Below are 16,447 nucleotides of genomic sequence, written 5' to 3'. Positions count from 1 at the left end.
TAGTTTTTTTAAATAAAATAACTTGGTTATTTTAAAATTAAAGTTTTCACTTGGTCTTTGATGTTTTTAGAAAGTTTGAAAGTGACTACAGTTTTGGCAGGGATTTTTAGTTTTTTCTTTGTTTTAGGGTTTCTGCCGATGTAGGATTTTCTTGATTTTAATTTAAATTTACCTATTTTAGGAAATAAAACTACTTCTTCGTTATTGGTGATTGCTTCGATTAAAGTCTTTTCGAAGATGTGATAAAATTCTTCTGTTTTAGTTACGGAAGTTTTATTGGATAAAGCGATTTTTTTAATTAATTCTTTTTTTGTCATAATGATTTGACTCCTTTGATTTATTTGTTTAATTGTTTGTTTTTAAATTTTTTTTAAAAAGGTAAAGTTTCTTGAGGTTTATTGTCTAAAAAGATCACATTTTGAATAATGACTTTAGTAGTCGTTTTGTTTTCACCGTCATTCGTGGTGTATTTTTGAATAGCCAAAGCGCCTTCGACATAGATTTTCGAACCTTTATGTAAAAATTTATTCATGTTTTCGGTTTGTGTTCTAAAAACGACACAAGGGATGAATTGGGTTTTATTTTTGAGGTTGACCGCTAATTGAAAATCAATTTTAGGGATTTGTTCATTATTACTGTTAATGTATTGTTTTTCTAAATCATGGCTTATACGGCCAATTAATTGGACTTTGTTTAACATAATTTTATTTCTCTTTTCTATATAATTTTTTTAATTTTTTAATGGCGATGTTTTTAATGTTTTTGATTTGTCTCACTTTTAAATGAAGTTGTTCAGCGATTTCGGCGTTGGTATAACATCTTTGATAATCTTCATTAATATTTCCTAAAGTAATACCAAAGCTTAAGCAGATAATATGAAATGCCTTTGGACTTAATTTTTTGGTTAGTTTATTTAAAAAAATTTCATGATTAACTTGTTTTAACCATAATTGATGAGGGTTTAGATTATTTTTTTGATATGTTTCATAAAGTTCTTCTCGAAAAGAAAGATTATTAGCTTTATGATTTTTTTGAGGAACAGAAGGAGAATGACTTTTCCTAATAAGTTCTTTGATTTCCGATTTGATGGTTGGATTTGCGTAAGCAATAAAGTCATAACCGAAATCTTCGTAATTATTTAGTGCTTTGATTAATCCTAAAATTCCTTCTTGATATAAATCATCTCTAGTTAAAAAATTAGGGTAATATTTGAATTTTGAACTAATTTTTTTTACTAATGGTAAATGAAGTTCAATTAATTGATCTCTTATTTCTAAATTCTTTTTATTTTTTAAAAAATATTTAAATAATTTTTGTCTTAACATTTAATTCCTTTCTAAAAAACTTTTTTAGAAAAGATATGAAATTATTTTTTTAGTCTTTGAAAAGAAAAAAAGACTAACTATTAAGTTAGTCTTAAAGAATTTTTAAAAAGTAAAAAGTGTCTAAAGTTTTGGAACACTTCAGTATGTTTTAGATTGTCTAAAAAATGAGTGTTATTTTGTTTATTAAAATCATCATTTAAATAATTTAAAGAATCTAAAGTAAAATTAGCTTGGGGGAAATTAGTTTGTAAATATGTTAATAACTCTTTGATAATAATGGGTTTTGTAGTGGGTTTGTCCCACGGATGAGATGTTTGTTTTTCTAAAAATAAATATTTTAAAGCTGTAAATATTTTTGTATTTTTGGGGTCAAGTAAATTTTTGGGGTTGATTATTTGGCAATAAAGGTTTAATTTTTCCCATTGGCCTTGTTCGATATAATTTATTAATTGTTTTAACGCTTTTTGTTCGTTGGTTAACATTTTATATTAACTCCTTTTTTTATTTTTTAATTATATTGATATTAGAAAAGGGGATGAATTTGGTGGTAATTAAGTTTTGTAAAAAATTATTGGCTGAATTGGAAAATAAGTTAATTACTTTATTAATGCCTTGTACTTTTCCTTGATTGATTTTATTATTTAGTCTTTGAGTTTCTTTTTTGTTGTTGGTTAATAAATAGAATTCAAAACGAGTATCGAGTTTTTTTAGTTGTTGTCCCTCTACCATGGCTTGTTTATAGCGGTCTCGGAGACAGGTTTTGAAATTAAACGCCATTATCCGTTTGGTTTCTGTGAATAAAACTAAATCAAATTTAATGTCTGGGATGAAGAATAAATAAGCCTGGGGATATAAATTGATGATTCCTTTGTTTTGAAAATATAATAAAATGAAATATTCATTGATTTTACCACGGATTACTTTTTGACTTTGAGAATTGTGTTGTTTATTATTAAGATATTCGTTTAGAAGGTTATGGGTTTTTATCATATATTCGTTAAATGGTTTGTTGAATAAAGATGGTTGGATTATTTGTTTAGTGATGTTAACACACAAAGATTGGTGGTTAAAAACATTAATGTTGTTGAAATGAAAATTAGTTAATTGATTCATTTGATTATTCCTTTCTAAATAAAAAAAGACTCTAATTAAAGAGTCTTTTTGGGTTTTTAAATTTAATTTTTTTGGTGCGCCATTGAATAGTTCCATCTTTTTTAATAGTTTTGATTTTGCCGTTGCTATAATAGATATATAAATTGCCGTTTTGACATTTTTTCTTAATTATTATTGCCATTTTTTATTTCACCTATTTTTTTGATAATGTATTGTTGATTAAATTTAGCATCTTTATCATTCATATTATTTAAGATGATTTTAGTTCCTAGGTTTTGTTTTTTCAAAAATTCATAATATCCCTTTTCTACTTGTTGAAAATAAGTTAAGGAACTAGTTTCAATCACATCTAATTTGTGATTCTTTTGGTTTATTTTTCGTTCCAAACCTAATTGAGGATTAATTTTTAGATAAATAGTGATATCAGGTTTGATGAATTTTTTACTTAATTTGTTAAAAATTTGGTAATTTTTGTCAATTTTTGAAGGATATACGCGATAGGAAAAATTAGAGCCTAACCATCTATCTACTAAAATGATTTTATTTGTTTGTAAGTTGGGTTTGATGAGCTCTTCTTGGGTTTGAATCATGTTGGCAAAACTTAAAAAATATCTAGTTAAATTATGTAAAGTATTGTGGGTTAAAAACGTTTCACGTATAGAATTTCCGATTGTAGAACTTCCTAATCCGCGAATAACAATTACTTCGTTACCTTGTTTTGTTAATTCTTGTTGAACGCTTTTTATTAGACTTGTTTTTCCGCTCCCGTCGAGTCCTTCGAATATAATTAATTTCATTTTATGATTCTTTTTAAAAATTTGGGTTTAAAAAAAAGACTCTCGTGATGAGAGTCTTAGTTGTATTTTATTTTGCTTAATTGTTTTAAAAAAGTTGTTTGTGATAATTCTTGTTTTGCTTTGTGTAGTAATTCTAAATATTTTTTACCATCTGCAATCATTTTATTAATGAAGTTATCGTCTTGGTAAATTCGCACTACATGATAATTAGTGTTATTGAAATAGACTAAAAAGTAAGCGAATTTAGCTTGACTACAATAGAGTTGACATTGAACTTGGGCCCAGTAGTATTGAGGGATATTTTCGAGTTGAGGATTGGTTAAAAAACTAGTCCAAGTGGATGAGACTTCTTTGTTTTCATTAACAAAAGGACATTTAATTTCTAAAACAGCTTGATGTTGTTCATTGTAACCATCTAAAGATGCTGAAAAAAGGTTAACTTTATCATCAGTGAAAATGGTGTCTTCAAAAGTTAAATTGGTTTTTTGTATGAAAAACTGGCGAGCGATAGGTTCCATTTTTTGGCCATGAAGCGTATATTGATTAGCGGTAAAAGTGGTGCCAAAGAGTTTATCATGAACTAATTGTTCCATGGAACGAAAGGGGTCTAACCCTGTAATGGAAGCGATTTCCGAAGCGTTGATGTATTTTTTTCGATGTTGGTACCATAATTTAGTGCGTTGATTTAAGTTTTTAATTCTCATAATAATCATTCTTTCTTAAATATTTTCTTTAATAATAATAGAAGATATTTTCCTAAATAATAAATAAACCGTAGAATGTGATAAAGACATTTAAAAAGAAAATCAATTAAATATAAAAGATGAGGGATAAATAATAAAATAATTGTTAATAAACCTAAGTTTAACCATTGATTTTGATAAGTGAAGAAATAATGACTGATATTATTAAGAACATTATTTAACTTAGTTAGCCAAGTATTAATTAAATTCCACATGATGATTTGGTTGCTTTGTGGTTAAATATTGATAAAATTTAACCGCTATTCCTTGTTTTAATTGGTGAATACTTAGTTTGACGGTGAAAAGATAAAATTTAATGACATAATAAATGGTGATAATTGGAATAAATGAAAATAAGGCGATAATAAAAAAGATGATATTACTAGGTAAAGATTGAAAGATTTTTTTAATGAACATAGTTTTTTTCCTTTCCAAGGTTTGTGTGTTGTTAAATAAAAAAGACCCTGAGGAGGGTCTTAGTTTGTGATTAAAAATTTATTAAATTCATTTAATTTATATTTTAAAATTAATATATTTTGTTGCAGGCAAGTTATTTTTTAAGAGAATATATATTTTTTCTTAATTGAATTTCTAAATCTATTTGTTCTAAATTTATTTCATATAATTTTTTTTTAAGAGAAGATTTTTTTTCTTTCAAAAAAGATATTTGAAATTTTAAAAAACTTGAATTTCTTTCTGAAGCGTTAGGATTTTTCTTACTTCTGATTTTTAAATGAAATGATAATGTTTCTTCTATTCTATTAATTTCTTTTAATATTGAATTTCTTTTGCGCGATAAATCATCTATTTTAGATCTTAAAAACTCAATTTTTGTTTCTGAAGAATCAAATAATTGTTCTGAAGAATCTGTTTTTTTAATTTCTGAATAAACTTGACCAGCATAAACCAAATTAGATTTTATAAAATAATTTATAAATATGAAAAATAAAAATATTATAAATAAAAAAATTGAAGTATAGTTGATGTTTTTAAAATTTAAATTCATTTTTTTTGAATAAACTTTCTAATATAGATTTACTATTTTTTTAAATCAAAACTTATTATTTATCACCAGTCATCGCTGGTTCTTTTATTATTTTCGGCTTCTTTGACTTTATCGTTATTGTGTTTATCTTGGTAAAGGGATAAAGTTTTTCTTTTTGGGTTAAAGTGGAGGTGGAAATGGGTTAATTTGAAATCGGAATCGTGAACGAAAACCTCACCAAGGTAATAGTCTTTGTCGTCTTCTAAGAAGTGTTTAGGTCCTTTGTATTTAACGATTAAGCAATTACCACCTGGGCCTTTGTGTTGTTGTTTTTCAAATTTTACATATAAATATAATTGACTGTCATCTTTTTTATCGAAAGAAGCGGAATCGAATCCGTCTAAAGTGGTACGATCGTAAGTTAAACCTCTTTTATTCCAACGGTCGAAAGGATGACGGTCTTTGATGTAACAAACTAAGTTAGAGGGTTCTTTTTGGGTTTTGAGGCGATCTAATATTAATTTTTGATTTATTTTGATTAGTTCATTGTGATTTTTCATGATTTTTTCTGATAAATTATCTAATTCAGGATTATTAGGTGAACGATTCATATCTATGGCTTTATCATTTAAATAAATTTGTAGGTTTTTTTCTTTAGCTTGTTTTTCTAACGATTCTCGTTCGCGAAATAATTGTTCTGCCTTAAGTTTTTGCTGTTCATAATAACCAATGCCATTAAGGCCATCGAAGGTATAATGAATTTCAATCATTGATTTAGTTCTTCCTCGGTGATCAGTTACTTCCCATTCGTCTTTGATATCAGCTTTGTTTTCTTTTAAAATAGGAATTTCTTCTTTCGGCAATTTAATGATTTCCATTTCGGTTAAAACAATAAAACCGATAAATAAAAAAAGAAGTATTCCTAAAATAATAAAAAACCATTTAATGATTTTTTTAATATTAAACATGATTAATTCCTTTCGGACAATTTATAACATACCAACATTTTAACACATTTGACTTTTTAATTTTAATTAAAACCATTTTTTGAACCAAGATTTTACTTTAATAGATGTTTCTTTTACGTCAGCTTTAATTTTTGTAGTAAAGGGTTGAATTGAACCTTTCCATGTTTTTTGGTTGTCTATGGTGTCTTTAATTTGTTCGTATTCTGTTGTTTTTTGTATTAAATTATCACTTTTTTCTTTTAAGGTTATTTTAGTTGTTTCATGAGCTTTTTGTTCTTCTTTTATTTGTTCTTTGAGTTTATTGATTTCATGACGGAGTTCGGCGTTTTCTTCAAGATATTTACCAGAGACGTTTTCTAAAGCTTTAATGGTTCCTTCTAAAGCTTCAATGTGAAGGCCTTGTTGCACCCATTTATCGATTTGTTGTTCTAATTCCTCGCTTAAACGGTTAATTTCATTGGCTTGTTCATTGATGATTTGGTTTAGTTGGGTGATTTCTTGGTCTTTTTGGTAGATAGTTGCTTGATATTCTTTTTCTTTTTGTTGAAAATTAGTAGTTAATTGATTGATTTCATTTTGGAGTACTTGTTTTTCTTGTTCTGATAAAGCTTGATTGGTTATTAATTCTTGATTTTTGGTTTCGATTAACGATTTTTGTTCTTGGAGTTGGTTTTGGAGTTGTTCAGTCATTTGGTTTTGTTCATTGATTTGATTGATTAATTCATTAATTTGTTTTTCTTTTTCAGTGTTGATGGTTTTTTCTTGGTGAAGGTCAGTTTCTAATTGATTAATCTTTTGATCTTGGGTAAAGATTTCATTTTCTTTAGAACGGATTTTGTCAGTTTGTTGATTGATTTCTTTTTGGAGTTCTTGTTTTTCTTGTTCAGATAGTTTTTGATTATTTTCTAATTCTTCTTGTTTTTGAGTTAGATCGTGTTCTAAATTGGCTTTTTGAGTTTCTAAAGTTAAACTATTAATTTTTTCTTGTTGAAGTTGGATTTCTAATAAGTTTTTTGCTTTGATGATTTCTTCAGGAGTTAGTTGTTGTGTTTCATTGTTTTTGGCAGTTTCTTTTAATTCCTCACCAAGTGGGTGTGTGGGGAGTTGTTCTTGTTGGAGTAAGGTAGGTTCAGTTGTTGATTCAACTGAACCTTTATCAGGGATTGTTAAGGTTACCAGTTTCACTTTCTTCTTGATTTGTTTCTTCTTGAATTGGATTAACTATAGTTGATAATTCATTGTTTGGTTGTTGTTGAATAGATGGTGTTTGTAAGATTGGTGGTTGGGGATTTTCCATTTTATGGGTTAATTGTTGTGGGGGATTAGGAGTTTTAGTTTCTTCGTGATAAAATTGGTAAAGTTCATAAGCAGTTGAAGCTAAAGAAACCCAAAATAAAGCTTTACTACCAATTCTTAACGCTTTACCACCTAAATTAGCCAATTTAGAAGGAGAAGTTTTTTTAATGGCTTTTGTGGTACCTTTTTTAATAGTTTTTTTCTTTCCACTTTTTAACCAATGACCGACTTTTCCAATTCCGAAACAAATCCCGATGACGCTTAAAGTAGTGGCTAGATAATAACCTAATTTATTTTGTGGTGAAGGAGTGTGATTAGGATCTTTATCATTACCTGTTATTTTATTATAAATATACTCGATAACTTGACGAATTGGTTGAGTGGCTTTATCGTATAACGTTTTGGTTTTGGCCGCGGCATCACCTGTAAAAGTGTTGATTTGGTTTAAAACTTCAGGAAAGAATTTGAAAAGGGTCCAATAAATCGCCCCACCAATTAATAATAATGGGATGGACCATTTGAGGATATTAAAGAAAGTTTTAATGATTTTAAGAAACCAGTTTTCTTTTTTAGCTTGTGTTTCAATAATTATTTTAGGAGTTGGAGTTTTTCTTTTAATAATTATTTTATTAGATTTATTGTTTTTTGATTGATTTTTAGTGTTTTTATTTGTTTTATTATTATTTTTTGATTGATTTTTTTTAGTTTCAATTATTTTTTTTGACATATGATTTTTACTCGCTTTCTTTTTTGGATTTAAAGTTTTTTTAAAATAAAAAAGACTCTAAATTAGAGTCTTTTAATATTGGTGAAATTATTTTTGATTATTGTTTTGAGATATTGCGTGATGTTTATCTTGATAAAGGGATAAAGTTTTGCGGACAGGGTTAAAGTGGAGGTGGAAATGGGTTAATTTGAAATCGGAATCGTGAACGAAAGCCTCACCAAGGTAATAGTCTTTGTCGTCTTCTAAGAAGTGTTTAGGTCCTTTGTATTTAACGATTAAGCAATTACCACCTGGGCCTTTGTGTTGTTGTTTTTTAAATTTTACATATAAATATAATTGACTGTCATCTTTTTTATCGAAAGAAGCGGAATCGAATCCGTCTAAAGTGGTACGATCGTAAGTTAAACCTCTTTTATTCCAACGGTCGAAAGGATGACGGTCTTTGATGTAACAAACTAAGTTAGAGGGTTCTTTTTGAAGTTCGCGACGATTATCGACCAGCTTTAATTCTTTTCTTAAACTTTCTTCTTGAGTTGGAAGAGTTTTAAGATCGTTTTTAATGTCAATAATTTCTTGATTTTTATCTTTAATGGTTTGTTCATATTTGTCAGGTGTTTGGTTTAAAGTTACTAATTCTTGTTCTAATTGGGAGATTTTATTTTCTTGGTGGATTTTAGTTAATTGACTTTTAATATCATTTAAATCAGACTGGATTTGAGAATAGCGACGATTGTAATAGTTAATTCCGTTTAAACCATCAAAGGTAAAATTAGTTTCTATTTTAGTTTCGTCTTTGGGTTTATCTAAATATTGAAGGATTCCTTGACGCCATTGGGCGTATTGATTTTCACAAGCTGTTCGGCGTTGTTTTACTTGGTGGTGATCGGGTTTTATTTTTAATTTTAAATTTAAGACTTCTTCAATATCCGAAGGCAACATAACTTCGTGGGTTTGAGGGTTTTGTTCAGCCCATTTAGCCGTTTTTTTGTAAGCTTCTTCGATGATGGTCGTTAAATCACGATTAGAGAGGTTTTTTTCTTGACATAATTGAGTAATATCTTTTAAAGCTAAGAAAGTATGATAACTAATTTGATAAGGAACAATAATATGTTTTAAATAACCTTCAATTTCATGATCTTTTAAATGACCGATATAGATTTCTTTACTGAAACGACTGCGTAAAGCGGTATCAATTTTATGAAGATTATTAGTTGCTCCCATTAAGACAATTTTTTTATTACTACTATTAAAACCATCTAATTTATCTAATAAAGTATTAATCACATTAACTCCTCCTGAAGAAATGTTTGAATCATTACGATTTTCTAATCCTTCGATTTCATCAATAAAGATAATGGTTTTATCATGATTTTCGGCTTCTTGCCAAACTTTATCAACTTCTTTTTCCCCTTCGCCAATGTATTTTTGTCGGAATTTGGAAGGAATTAAGTTAATAAAGTGCACGTTCGCTTCTCCACAAAGAGCTTTAATTAAAAAGGTTTTTCCTGTTCCTGGAGGTCCATAAAGTAAATAACCTTTAGGGCGGACTTGATCGAAGTTGATTAAGGATTGGTTCGTTTGAAAATAACTTAATAAATCATCTAATTCTTCTTTTTCACTTTCCATGCCGTAAACATCTTTGAATGTCACTTGTTTTTTAGTATGAGGAAGAGGTTTATTTTCTTTTAAATGATTTAATTGGATAGTTAAATTTTTCTTTTGTTTTTCAAAAGCGAATTTTTGATCAGTTAAGAACAGTTGAAAATCATTTAGATTTTTTAATTCAGTTTGATTTTTTCGATATTCTTTTTGCGTTTTTAATTCTTCAATTCTTTTTTGATTAGCTTCCACATAATTAAGGGCTTGGTTTAATTGGAAAATTTGTTGTTGAAGGTTTTCTTGGGTTTGAAGTTGAGCTTTTTCTTGGGCTAATTTTTCTAATTCTTCTTGTTTTTCTTTTTGATTTTGGTTTAAAGCTTTTCTTTGTTCTAATAAATTATTGACTAAAGTTTGTTGATTTTGTTGTTGGTTTTTCAGTTCTGTTAATTGTTGTTGTTTTTGGGTTTTCGTGTTTGGGGGTAATTGTGGGTTATTAGTTAATTCGGTTTGCAGAGTTTTAATTTTGGTAATAGTTTCAGTTAAAGTTTTGACATTTTCATCAATTTGGGTTTTTAAGGTGCGATCTTGTTGTTGGAGTTCTTGGATTTTGGCTTGTTCTAATTTGATTTGGTGGTCGATCTCTTGTTGTTGTGTTGATGAGGGTTGTTTAGTTAATGATGGGTTTTGAGTTGGTGGACGAGAATGGGTGATGCCAAAGATTAATAAAATCAATAAACCTAAACTCAATAATCCGATCAAACTCAAATAAATTTTTTTGTTTAAGGACATAGAGAACCTCCTTTCTTAGGTGTTTAAAAGAAAATAATTGGATTATTTTAAAATTAAAGTTTTCACTTGGTCTTTAATGGTTTTAGAAAGTTTGAAAGTTACTACGGTTTTGGCGGGTATTTTTAGTTTTTTCTTTGTTTTGGGGTTTCTACCGATGTAGGCTTTTCTTGATTTTAATTTAAATTTGCCAATTTGTGTTGATAAAACTACTTCTTCATTAGTAGTGATTGCTTCGATTAAAGTCTTTTCGAAGATATGATAAAATTCTTCTGTTTTTGAAATTGAGGTTTTGTTTGCCTCAGCTATTTTTTTAATTAATTCTTTTTTCGTCATAATGATTTGACTCCTTTTTTGATTTTTTTTAATTGTTTGTTTATTTTTATTGGATTTTTAAAAGTTAATAATATCTTTAACAGTTCCATCGGGGTGGTAGCCTGTTTTTTTGATTTTTTTTCCTGTTTGTGGGTCATATTCAATGATGAAGTCAATTTTTTTGCTGTTGAGGTTGTTGTAGTAGGTTTTTTTGATGATTGTACCAGTTTGAGGGTCGGATTCAATGATTAAATCAATTGTTATTCCGTCGGGGTTGTAATTGGTTTCTTTGATTATTTCACCAGTTTGAGGATCGTATTCAGTGATGTACCAAATTGTCACGCCGTCTGGGTTGTAAGTGGTTCTTTTGATTATTTGGTTGTTTTCGTTAGATTCCTCGGTTATTTTGTATCCGTTATTATCAATAATTTCTTTTATAATTTTTTTCATTTTTTTAAAATCTCCTTTTATTTTTATTGATTCCAAAAGTTAATGATTTTTTTAATAGTTCCATCATCATAGTAATATGTCTTTTTGAGTAATATGCGTGCGCTATCCTCTCCATCATATTCTTTTATATAATCAATAGTTTTGCCATCGGACTTGTAATATGTCTCTTTGATTAGTTTGTCAATATCTCTTTCGTAACTTTCTATATAATCAATAGTTTTGCCATCAGCTTGATAAAAAACTTCTTGAAACGTAAAGCTAGTATTTTTAACGGATTCAATTATACAGTCAATAGTTTTATCAGAACGATAATAAATTATTTTTTCATCATCTTTATAATAAGTTGCTTTAATTATATGGCCAGTGATTTTGTCGAATTCTTGAACGACTTTAATTCCGTAATCATCAATAAATTCTTTAATAATTGTTTTCATTTTTTTCTCCTTTTTTTATAAAAAAAGTCCCTTTTGGGGACTTAATTTTTTAAATATTATTTGGTTTTGTTATCTAAAAAAATGACATTTTGAATAATTACTTTGGATGTGGTTCGCGTTTTACCTTCGTTGGTGGTATATTTTTGGATGGATAATGCGCCTTCTGCATATATTTTTGAACCTTTATTTAAATATGTACTCATGGTTTCAGCTTGATTTCTAAAAACGACACAAGGGATGTATTGAACTTTATCTTTATTGTTAATTGCTAAATTGAAATCTATTTTAGGTATTTGTTCGTTGTTGCTATTGATATATTGTTTTTCTAGGTTATGAGCGATATTACCGATTAATTGTACTTTATTTAACATTTTTTATTCTCCTTATTTTTATAATTTGGGTTTAGTTTTCTAATTGCATTATCTTTTAAATCTTCAATTTGGGAGAGTTTTAAATTAAGTTTTTGCGCGATTGCATGATTGGATAGGGGTTGTTGATTAGGTTTGTTGTTGTTTTTTAATGAGATACCAAAATTTAAACAAATAACATTGAATTCATTTTTGCTTAGTTTAGTTTTTAGTTTTTTTATTAATAATTCATGTTTTACTTGTTTTAGCCATAATTGATGTGGATTAAGGATTTTATCCCAATTAGATTGTTTGTATTGTTCTTCTTTAAAACTGATATTATTTGGTTTGGTTGTTTTTTGGGGGATTGAAGGTGAGTGGCTTTTTCTTATTAGTTCGCTGATTGCAAATTTTATTTTTGGAGTTGCGTAAGTAACAAAGTCATAGCCTAAATCTTGGTAATTATTGAGGGCTTTGATTAATCCTAAAATCCCTTCTTGATATAAATCTTCTTTAGTTAAAACTTTAGGGTAATACTTAAATTGATAAGTTAGTTTTTTTACTAAAGGTAAATGAAGTTCGATTAATTGATTGCGAATTTCTAAATTCTTTTTATTTTTTAAAAAATCTTTAAATAATTTTTGTCTTAACATTCAATTCCTCTCTAAAAACGTTTTTTAGAAAAGATATGAAATTATTTTTTTAGTCTTTGAAACAAAAAAAAGACTAACTATTAAGTTAGTCTTAAAGAATTTTTAAAAAGCAAAAAGTGTCTAAACTTTTGGAACACCTCACTCTATTGACATCTAAAACTTGATTTTATTCTCCTTGTTTATTTGTCGTTAAATTTTCTTGAATGCCTTCATTACTTTGTATATTTCCTTCTTTATGGGATGAAACTGTTTTAATTCCTACATCTTTTTGCTTTTCATGTTTTTTACTTTCAGCTACAAAACTACTCAAATTATAACAAGCAATATATAATGTAAAATCATGCCCATTTACGTGTTTTATTGGTAAAACCCAAGAATTAGGATTTGGTCCTTTACAATTATTAGGTTCTAATTTGTGTTTATCTTTAATCCATTTTTCAATAGTTTTTATTTGTCCTGCAAAATTAGAGTTTTTATTAAACAAAAAAATAGAACCTTCTTTATTTTGACCATTGATATAATTCATTAATTGATCACAGGCATGATCAATATTTTCCATCTCTTTATTAAGAACTTTATCAAACATTTTACATTCAGCAATATAGACAAAATCATCAAAATCAACTTTAATATCAACTTTACCTCCACAATTCATCGCTTCTTTATTGATTTTTATTTGCGCAGGATAAATTAATTGCAAATACATAATAATAAGTTCTACAATAAAATTTTCTTTTTCCTTAACTGAATGTTCTTTAACAATTTTTTTATTTTCTAACGAACTACAAAATAAATGAATATCTTTATTAATACGATTAAAACGTTCTTTTGCATCAATTGTTAAAATATTAGATTTATTTTCTTCAGTTAAAAATTTAGATCCACCAAAGGCTTTAACTCTCCTTTTATTGCTTCTAATTGTTCTTTGGATAAAACTATTTTGCCATCCTTAATTTCTTTAATTTGGCTTTCTGTTAAAGTAGTCAATTGAAATTGTTCCTTTACTTGTTCAGCAACTCTTTGAGCTAATTGATTTGTCTTATTATCTCTTTGCTCTTGTGTTTTAGGTGATTTTATGTCTTTGGATAAATTAGTTTCTTTAACATCTTTAAAACTCAAATATCCTAACTTAATTACAACAATTACAAAAACTAACAACGAAAATAGCATTGCAATTAAGGAACACACAAAGACAATCAATAAATTTTTTTTCGCAAACATAAATATCTCCTTAATAAAAATATGAATAATACAAATGTTAATAATGCAAATGAAATAGGAAAAAAATAATTAGGAATGAAAATAATAAATAAAATAAATAACAACAAATATAATAAACCCTAAGCAAAAACAAAATATACTAAAAAAATAAAATATTCATTCTTTACTAGGGGCAAATTATTGGAGTGTTTCATCTAAATATATATTATATTTTAATTGTAGCAAAAAATATACCAAAAATCCAAGAAAAAACAAAGTGTTTATGTACAAACCAAATAAAGGCTTTAACTATTTTACTAAATTATCAAATAAATATACAAATATAATGGAGATGATGGACAAAAAAGATAATAACCGTGCGCAAAATAACATAAAAACAATCAAATCAAATAATGTTGCAATTAAAATAAATCCCTATCCTAAATATAAAATTATCCCAAACCAAACAACTAACAATAAATTTATTTTTAACAAAAAAAATCACCCAAATAAACCCTTATTGTGATATAATAACTTATATATTGTAATTAACAAAGGAGAAAAACAATGAGTAAATGTTATATCACTGGAAAAACCACCCTTTTTGGTAATCGTCGTAGCCACGCTATGAACGCAACTAAAAGAATTTGGAAAGCCAACTTACAAAACGTAAAAATTGTTGACGAAAACGGCAAGGTTCAAAAAGTAAAAATCTCTGCTAGGGCACTCAAAAAGCTCAAATTACAAAGAGCCTAAAAACTCTTTGCCTTCCTTTTCTTTCTTATTTTTTATATTTATATTTTATGATTTTTTCATAAAGATAAAGAAAGAAATAAAAAATCAAAAGTTCAAAAATCCCATCAAAAAGTTCAAATAATAAAAATCAAAAATTAAAAAGTAATAAATAATAAAACACAAACACATCGCATAACAAAATAAAAATAAATAAAATCAAAAAAATAATAAGGAGTCCTAAACACATGAAAGCAAATATTCACCCTCAATTTGAAACAGTGGAAGTTTCTTGTGCAACTTGTGGCAAACAACACCCAATTGGCACCACAGTTACTAGAATCAAAATAGAAACTTGTTCTAATTGCCACCCTTTTTACACTGGCGCCCAAACTTTTGTAGTTAAAGCAGGGCCAGTTGACAAATTTAACAAACGTTATGGTATTACCCAAGACCAAAAAGTTAAAACAGTTTCTTCAAATGCTGATAACCAAAAAGAAACCACCGAAGAATTGATTAAAAATAAATAATAAATACTTAAAAAATAAAATAGAAAATCACCCTCCAAGTTCTTTTGGACCAACTATCACACCACAAAAAACAAAAAAATTAATTCAAATTATCTTATTTATAAAGGAGTTCAAAAGAATGACCCAAAAAGAACAAGGGCAAGGGTTTATTGAAGTTGTTTGTGGACCAATGTTTGCAGGCAAAACAGAAGCATTAATTCAACGCAGTAATCAAGCATTACAACTCAACAAAAAAATTTTATCCTTTAAACCGCAAATAGATGACCGTTATTCTGTTAAAGAAGAAATAGTTTCTCACAATCAAAACACTATTCCTGCTATTTTAATTGACAAAAGCAAAGACATTCTCCCGTTTATTACTCCCGAAATTAATGTTGTCATAATAGATGAAGCCCAATTTTTAGATAACGACATTGTCGCTATTGTAGATTATTTAGCTAACTGCAATATTGAAGTTATTATATCAGGTTTAGAACTTGATTTTTGCGGAAAACCATTCGGACCAATGCCTTATTTATTAGCAATTGCAGACACCGTTACTAAATTAACTTCAATTTGTGCTATCAGTGGCAAAAAAGCCAACCGCACTCAAAGATTAATTGACGGCAAACCTGCTCAAAGCAATGAACCTGTTGTTTTGGTAGGCGGAAAAGAATACCACGAACCTCGTTGTCGCAAACACCATTGTTTAGCAGATATTGACAAAACAAAAATTAACTGGCAAAACTTCACCAACCAATCTAAATAACTCCACTAAAATAATTCATCTCAATAATTCTTTTGGAATGTGGATTAATACTTAAAATATGGAAAATAACAACCAACAACATATTTTTTTTATGAAAGAAGCTTTAAAAGAAGCCCAAAAAGCCTACCTCAAAGAAGAAGTCCCCATCGGAGCTGTCGCTGTTTTAAACCAAAAAATAATTGCACGAGCTCACAATAACAGAAACACTAAAAAACTTTTTTTTGGACACGCTGAATTTTTAGCCCTCATGAAAGCAGGCAAAAAGATAAACAGCCGTTTTTTAAATGATGTATCTCTTTATGTCACTTTAGAACCTTGCTTAATGTGTACAGGAGCCATCATACAAGCAGGCATCAAAAACCTTTATTATGGCACAAGCATGGAAAAATCATATTCTTTTAATGATATGTCATCTATCCAAAATATGCCTTTTATGGATAAATTAAATATCCAATCAGGACTTTTAGCTCAAGAAAGCATGCAACTTTTACAAAAATTTTTTCAAGAACTAAGAATCAACAAAAATAATTTACTATCCCGATAAAAACAACAAAAAAACAAAAAAAATAATTTCAGCAACCCAATAAAAACTCTTATCACAACCAAATTAGACCATCACAACCGATGGTCTTTTATTTTCAAAAAAACTAATTGGCCAATAATAAAATGTTGTTATTTTAAATATTGACACATCCTAAA

25 protein-coding genes and 1 pseudogene are annotated in these 16,447 nt (G+C 27.7%); 4 read left to right on the top strand and 22 right to left on the bottom strand.

The window, feature by feature from the left end:
* Window positions 1-26: 26 nt before the first annotated feature.
* From QN326_RS00820 to QN326_RS00715, 22 genes and pseudogenes are all read right to left on the bottom strand, one after another.
* Entirely contained in the window at window positions 27-317 is a 291-nt protein-coding gene (locus tag QN326_RS00820; RefSeq protein ID WP_342386668.1) for an HU family DNA-binding protein, read from the bottom strand.
* 53 nt (window positions 318-370) lie between these two features.
* Complete coding sequence (locus tag QN326_RS00815) at window positions 371-700, bottom strand: single-stranded DNA-binding protein (RefSeq protein WP_342386667.1); 330 nt, start codon at window positions 698-700, stop codon at window positions 371-373.
* 4 nt (window positions 701-704) lie between these two features.
* Window positions 705-1,325 carry a sigma-70 family RNA polymerase sigma factor gene (locus QN326_RS00810; RefSeq protein ID WP_342386666.1) on the bottom strand — a complete coding sequence of 207 codons (621 nt, stop codon included), beginning with the start codon at window positions 1,323-1,325 and terminating at the stop codon, window positions 705-707.
* A 140-nt stretch (window positions 1,326-1,465) separates the two neighbouring features.
* Window positions 1,466-1,807: pseudogene (locus QN326_RS00805) on the bottom strand (replicative DNA helicase); the annotation flags it as partial.
* Between the two features lie 19 nt (window positions 1,808-1,826).
* On the bottom strand, window positions 1,827-2,438 hold the full coding sequence (locus QN326_RS00800) for a hypothetical protein (protein WP_342386665.1): 612 nt from the start codon (window positions 2,436-2,438) through the stop codon (window positions 1,827-1,829).
* Between the two features lie 31 nt (window positions 2,439-2,469).
* The gene (locus QN326_RS00795; protein WP_342386664.1) at window positions 2,470-2,619 is read right to left on the bottom strand and encodes a hypothetical protein; all 150 of its coding nucleotides are present in this window, start codon (window positions 2,617-2,619) and stop codon (window positions 2,470-2,472) included.
* Window positions 2,603-3,235 carry a dTMP kinase gene (tmk, locus tag QN326_RS00790; RefSeq protein ID WP_342386663.1) on the bottom strand — a complete coding sequence of 211 codons (633 nt, stop codon included), beginning with the start codon at window positions 3,233-3,235 and terminating at the stop codon, window positions 2,603-2,605. The genes QN326_RS00795 and tmk overlap by 17 nt, the downstream gene beginning before the upstream one ends.
* 56 nt (window positions 3,236-3,291) lie before the next feature.
* The gene (locus tag QN326_RS00785) at window positions 3,292-3,939 is read right to left on the bottom strand and encodes a lambda-exonuclease family protein (RefSeq protein ID WP_342386778.1); all 648 of its coding nucleotides are present in this window, start codon (window positions 3,937-3,939) and stop codon (window positions 3,292-3,294) included.
* A gap of 5 nt (window positions 3,940-3,944) precedes the next feature.
* Window positions 3,945-4,193, bottom strand: coding sequence for a hypothetical protein (locus QN326_RS00780; protein ID WP_342386662.1), 249 nt, complete (start codon window positions 4,191-4,193; stop codon window positions 3,945-3,947).
* Window positions 4,177-4,395, bottom strand: a complete 219-nt coding sequence (locus QN326_RS00775; RefSeq protein ID WP_342386661.1) for a hypothetical protein — start codon at window positions 4,393-4,395, stop codon at window positions 4,177-4,179. The genes QN326_RS00780 and QN326_RS00775 overlap by 17 nt, the downstream gene beginning before the upstream one ends.
* A gap of 133 nt (window positions 4,396-4,528) precedes the next feature.
* Window positions 4,529-4,888: an effector protein gene (locus QN326_RS00770; protein ID WP_342386660.1), complete on the bottom strand. Its 360-nt coding sequence runs from the start codon at window positions 4,886-4,888 to the stop codon at window positions 4,529-4,531.
* A gap of 158 nt (window positions 4,889-5,046) precedes the next feature.
* Complete coding sequence (locus tag QN326_RS00765) at window positions 5,047-5,931, bottom strand: hypothetical protein (protein ID WP_342386659.1); 885 nt, start codon at window positions 5,929-5,931, stop codon at window positions 5,047-5,049.
* A gap of 66 nt (window positions 5,932-5,997) precedes the next feature.
* On the bottom strand, window positions 5,998-7,116 hold the full coding sequence (locus QN326_RS00760; protein WP_342386658.1) for a hypothetical protein: 1,119 nt from the start codon (window positions 7,114-7,116) through the stop codon (window positions 5,998-6,000).
* Window positions 7,088-7,954, bottom strand: coding sequence for a hypothetical protein (locus QN326_RS00755; protein WP_342386657.1), 867 nt, complete (start codon window positions 7,952-7,954; stop codon window positions 7,088-7,090). Before QN326_RS00755 ends, QN326_RS00760 begins: the two co-directional genes overlap by 29 nt.
* A gap of 87 nt (window positions 7,955-8,041) precedes the next feature.
* Entirely contained in the window at window positions 8,042-10,342 is a 2,301-nt protein-coding gene (locus tag QN326_RS00750) for an ATP-binding protein (RefSeq protein WP_342386656.1), read from the bottom strand.
* 42 nt (window positions 10,343-10,384) lie between these two features.
* On the bottom strand, window positions 10,385-10,675 hold the full coding sequence (locus QN326_RS00745; protein WP_342386655.1) for an HU family DNA-binding protein: 291 nt from the start codon (window positions 10,673-10,675) through the stop codon (window positions 10,385-10,387).
* A gap of 57 nt (window positions 10,676-10,732) precedes the next feature.
* Window positions 10,733-11,104, bottom strand: coding sequence for a DUF2963 domain-containing protein (locus QN326_RS00740; RefSeq protein ID WP_017193723.1), 372 nt, complete (start codon window positions 11,102-11,104; stop codon window positions 10,733-10,735).
* Window positions 11,105-11,127: 23 nt separating this feature from the next.
* Window positions 11,128-11,538, bottom strand: a complete 411-nt coding sequence (locus QN326_RS00735) for a DUF2963 domain-containing protein (protein WP_342386654.1) — start codon at window positions 11,536-11,538, stop codon at window positions 11,128-11,130.
* Window positions 11,539-11,594: 56 nt separating this feature from the next.
* A complete protein-coding gene (locus tag QN326_RS00730) occupies window positions 11,595-11,909 on the bottom strand; it encodes a single-stranded DNA-binding protein (RefSeq protein WP_342386546.1) in 315 nt (104 codons plus the stop codon).
* Window positions 11,903-12,538 (bottom strand): sigma-70 family RNA polymerase sigma factor, encoded by a 636-nt coding sequence (locus QN326_RS00725; RefSeq protein WP_342386653.1) that lies wholly within the window; start codon window positions 12,536-12,538, stop codon window positions 11,903-11,905. The genes QN326_RS00730 and QN326_RS00725 overlap by 7 nt, the downstream gene beginning before the upstream one ends.
* Window positions 12,539-12,704: 166 nt before the next feature.
* The gene (locus QN326_RS00720; protein ID WP_342386652.1) at window positions 12,705-13,244 is read right to left on the bottom strand and encodes a hypothetical protein; all 540 of its coding nucleotides are present in this window, start codon (window positions 13,242-13,244) and stop codon (window positions 12,705-12,707) included.
* Between the two features lie 161 nt (window positions 13,245-13,405).
* Window positions 13,406-13,759: a hypothetical protein gene (locus QN326_RS00715; protein ID WP_342386651.1), complete on the bottom strand. Its 354-nt coding sequence runs from the start codon at window positions 13,757-13,759 to the stop codon at window positions 13,406-13,408.
* 546 nt (window positions 13,760-14,305) lie between these two features.
* Between QN326_RS00715 and rpmB the strand changes: the two genes are divergently transcribed.
* From rpmB to QN326_RS00695, 4 genes are all read left to right on the top strand, one after another.
* Window positions 14,306-14,494, top strand: a complete 189-nt coding sequence (rpmB, locus tag QN326_RS00710) for a 50S ribosomal protein L28 (protein WP_011160481.1) — start codon at window positions 14,306-14,308, stop codon at window positions 14,492-14,494.
* A 224-nt stretch (window positions 14,495-14,718) separates the two neighbouring features.
* Window positions 14,719-15,000, top strand: coding sequence for a 50S ribosomal protein L31 (gene rpmE, locus QN326_RS00705; RefSeq protein WP_342386650.1), 282 nt, complete (start codon window positions 14,719-14,721; stop codon window positions 14,998-15,000).
* A gap of 118 nt (window positions 15,001-15,118) precedes the next feature.
* Window positions 15,119-15,748, top strand: a complete 630-nt coding sequence (locus tag QN326_RS00700) for a thymidine kinase (RefSeq protein WP_011160479.1) — start codon at window positions 15,119-15,121, stop codon at window positions 15,746-15,748.
* Window positions 15,749-15,806: 58 nt separating this feature from the next.
* A complete protein-coding gene (locus QN326_RS00695; RefSeq protein ID WP_342386649.1) occupies window positions 15,807-16,292 on the top strand; it encodes a nucleoside deaminase in 486 nt (161 codons plus the stop codon).
* The last annotated feature ends 155 nt before the right edge of the window (window positions 16,293-16,447 follow it).

Origin of the sequence: Candidatus Phytoplasma asteris, from assembly GCF_038505995.1 — a bacterium.
Lineage (GTDB): Bacteria > Bacillota_I > Bacilli_A > Acholeplasmatales > Acholeplasmataceae > Phytoplasma > Phytoplasma asteris.
Note: the sequence above shows the minus strand (reverse complement) of the source record. Positions and strands in the feature narration are given on the sequence as shown.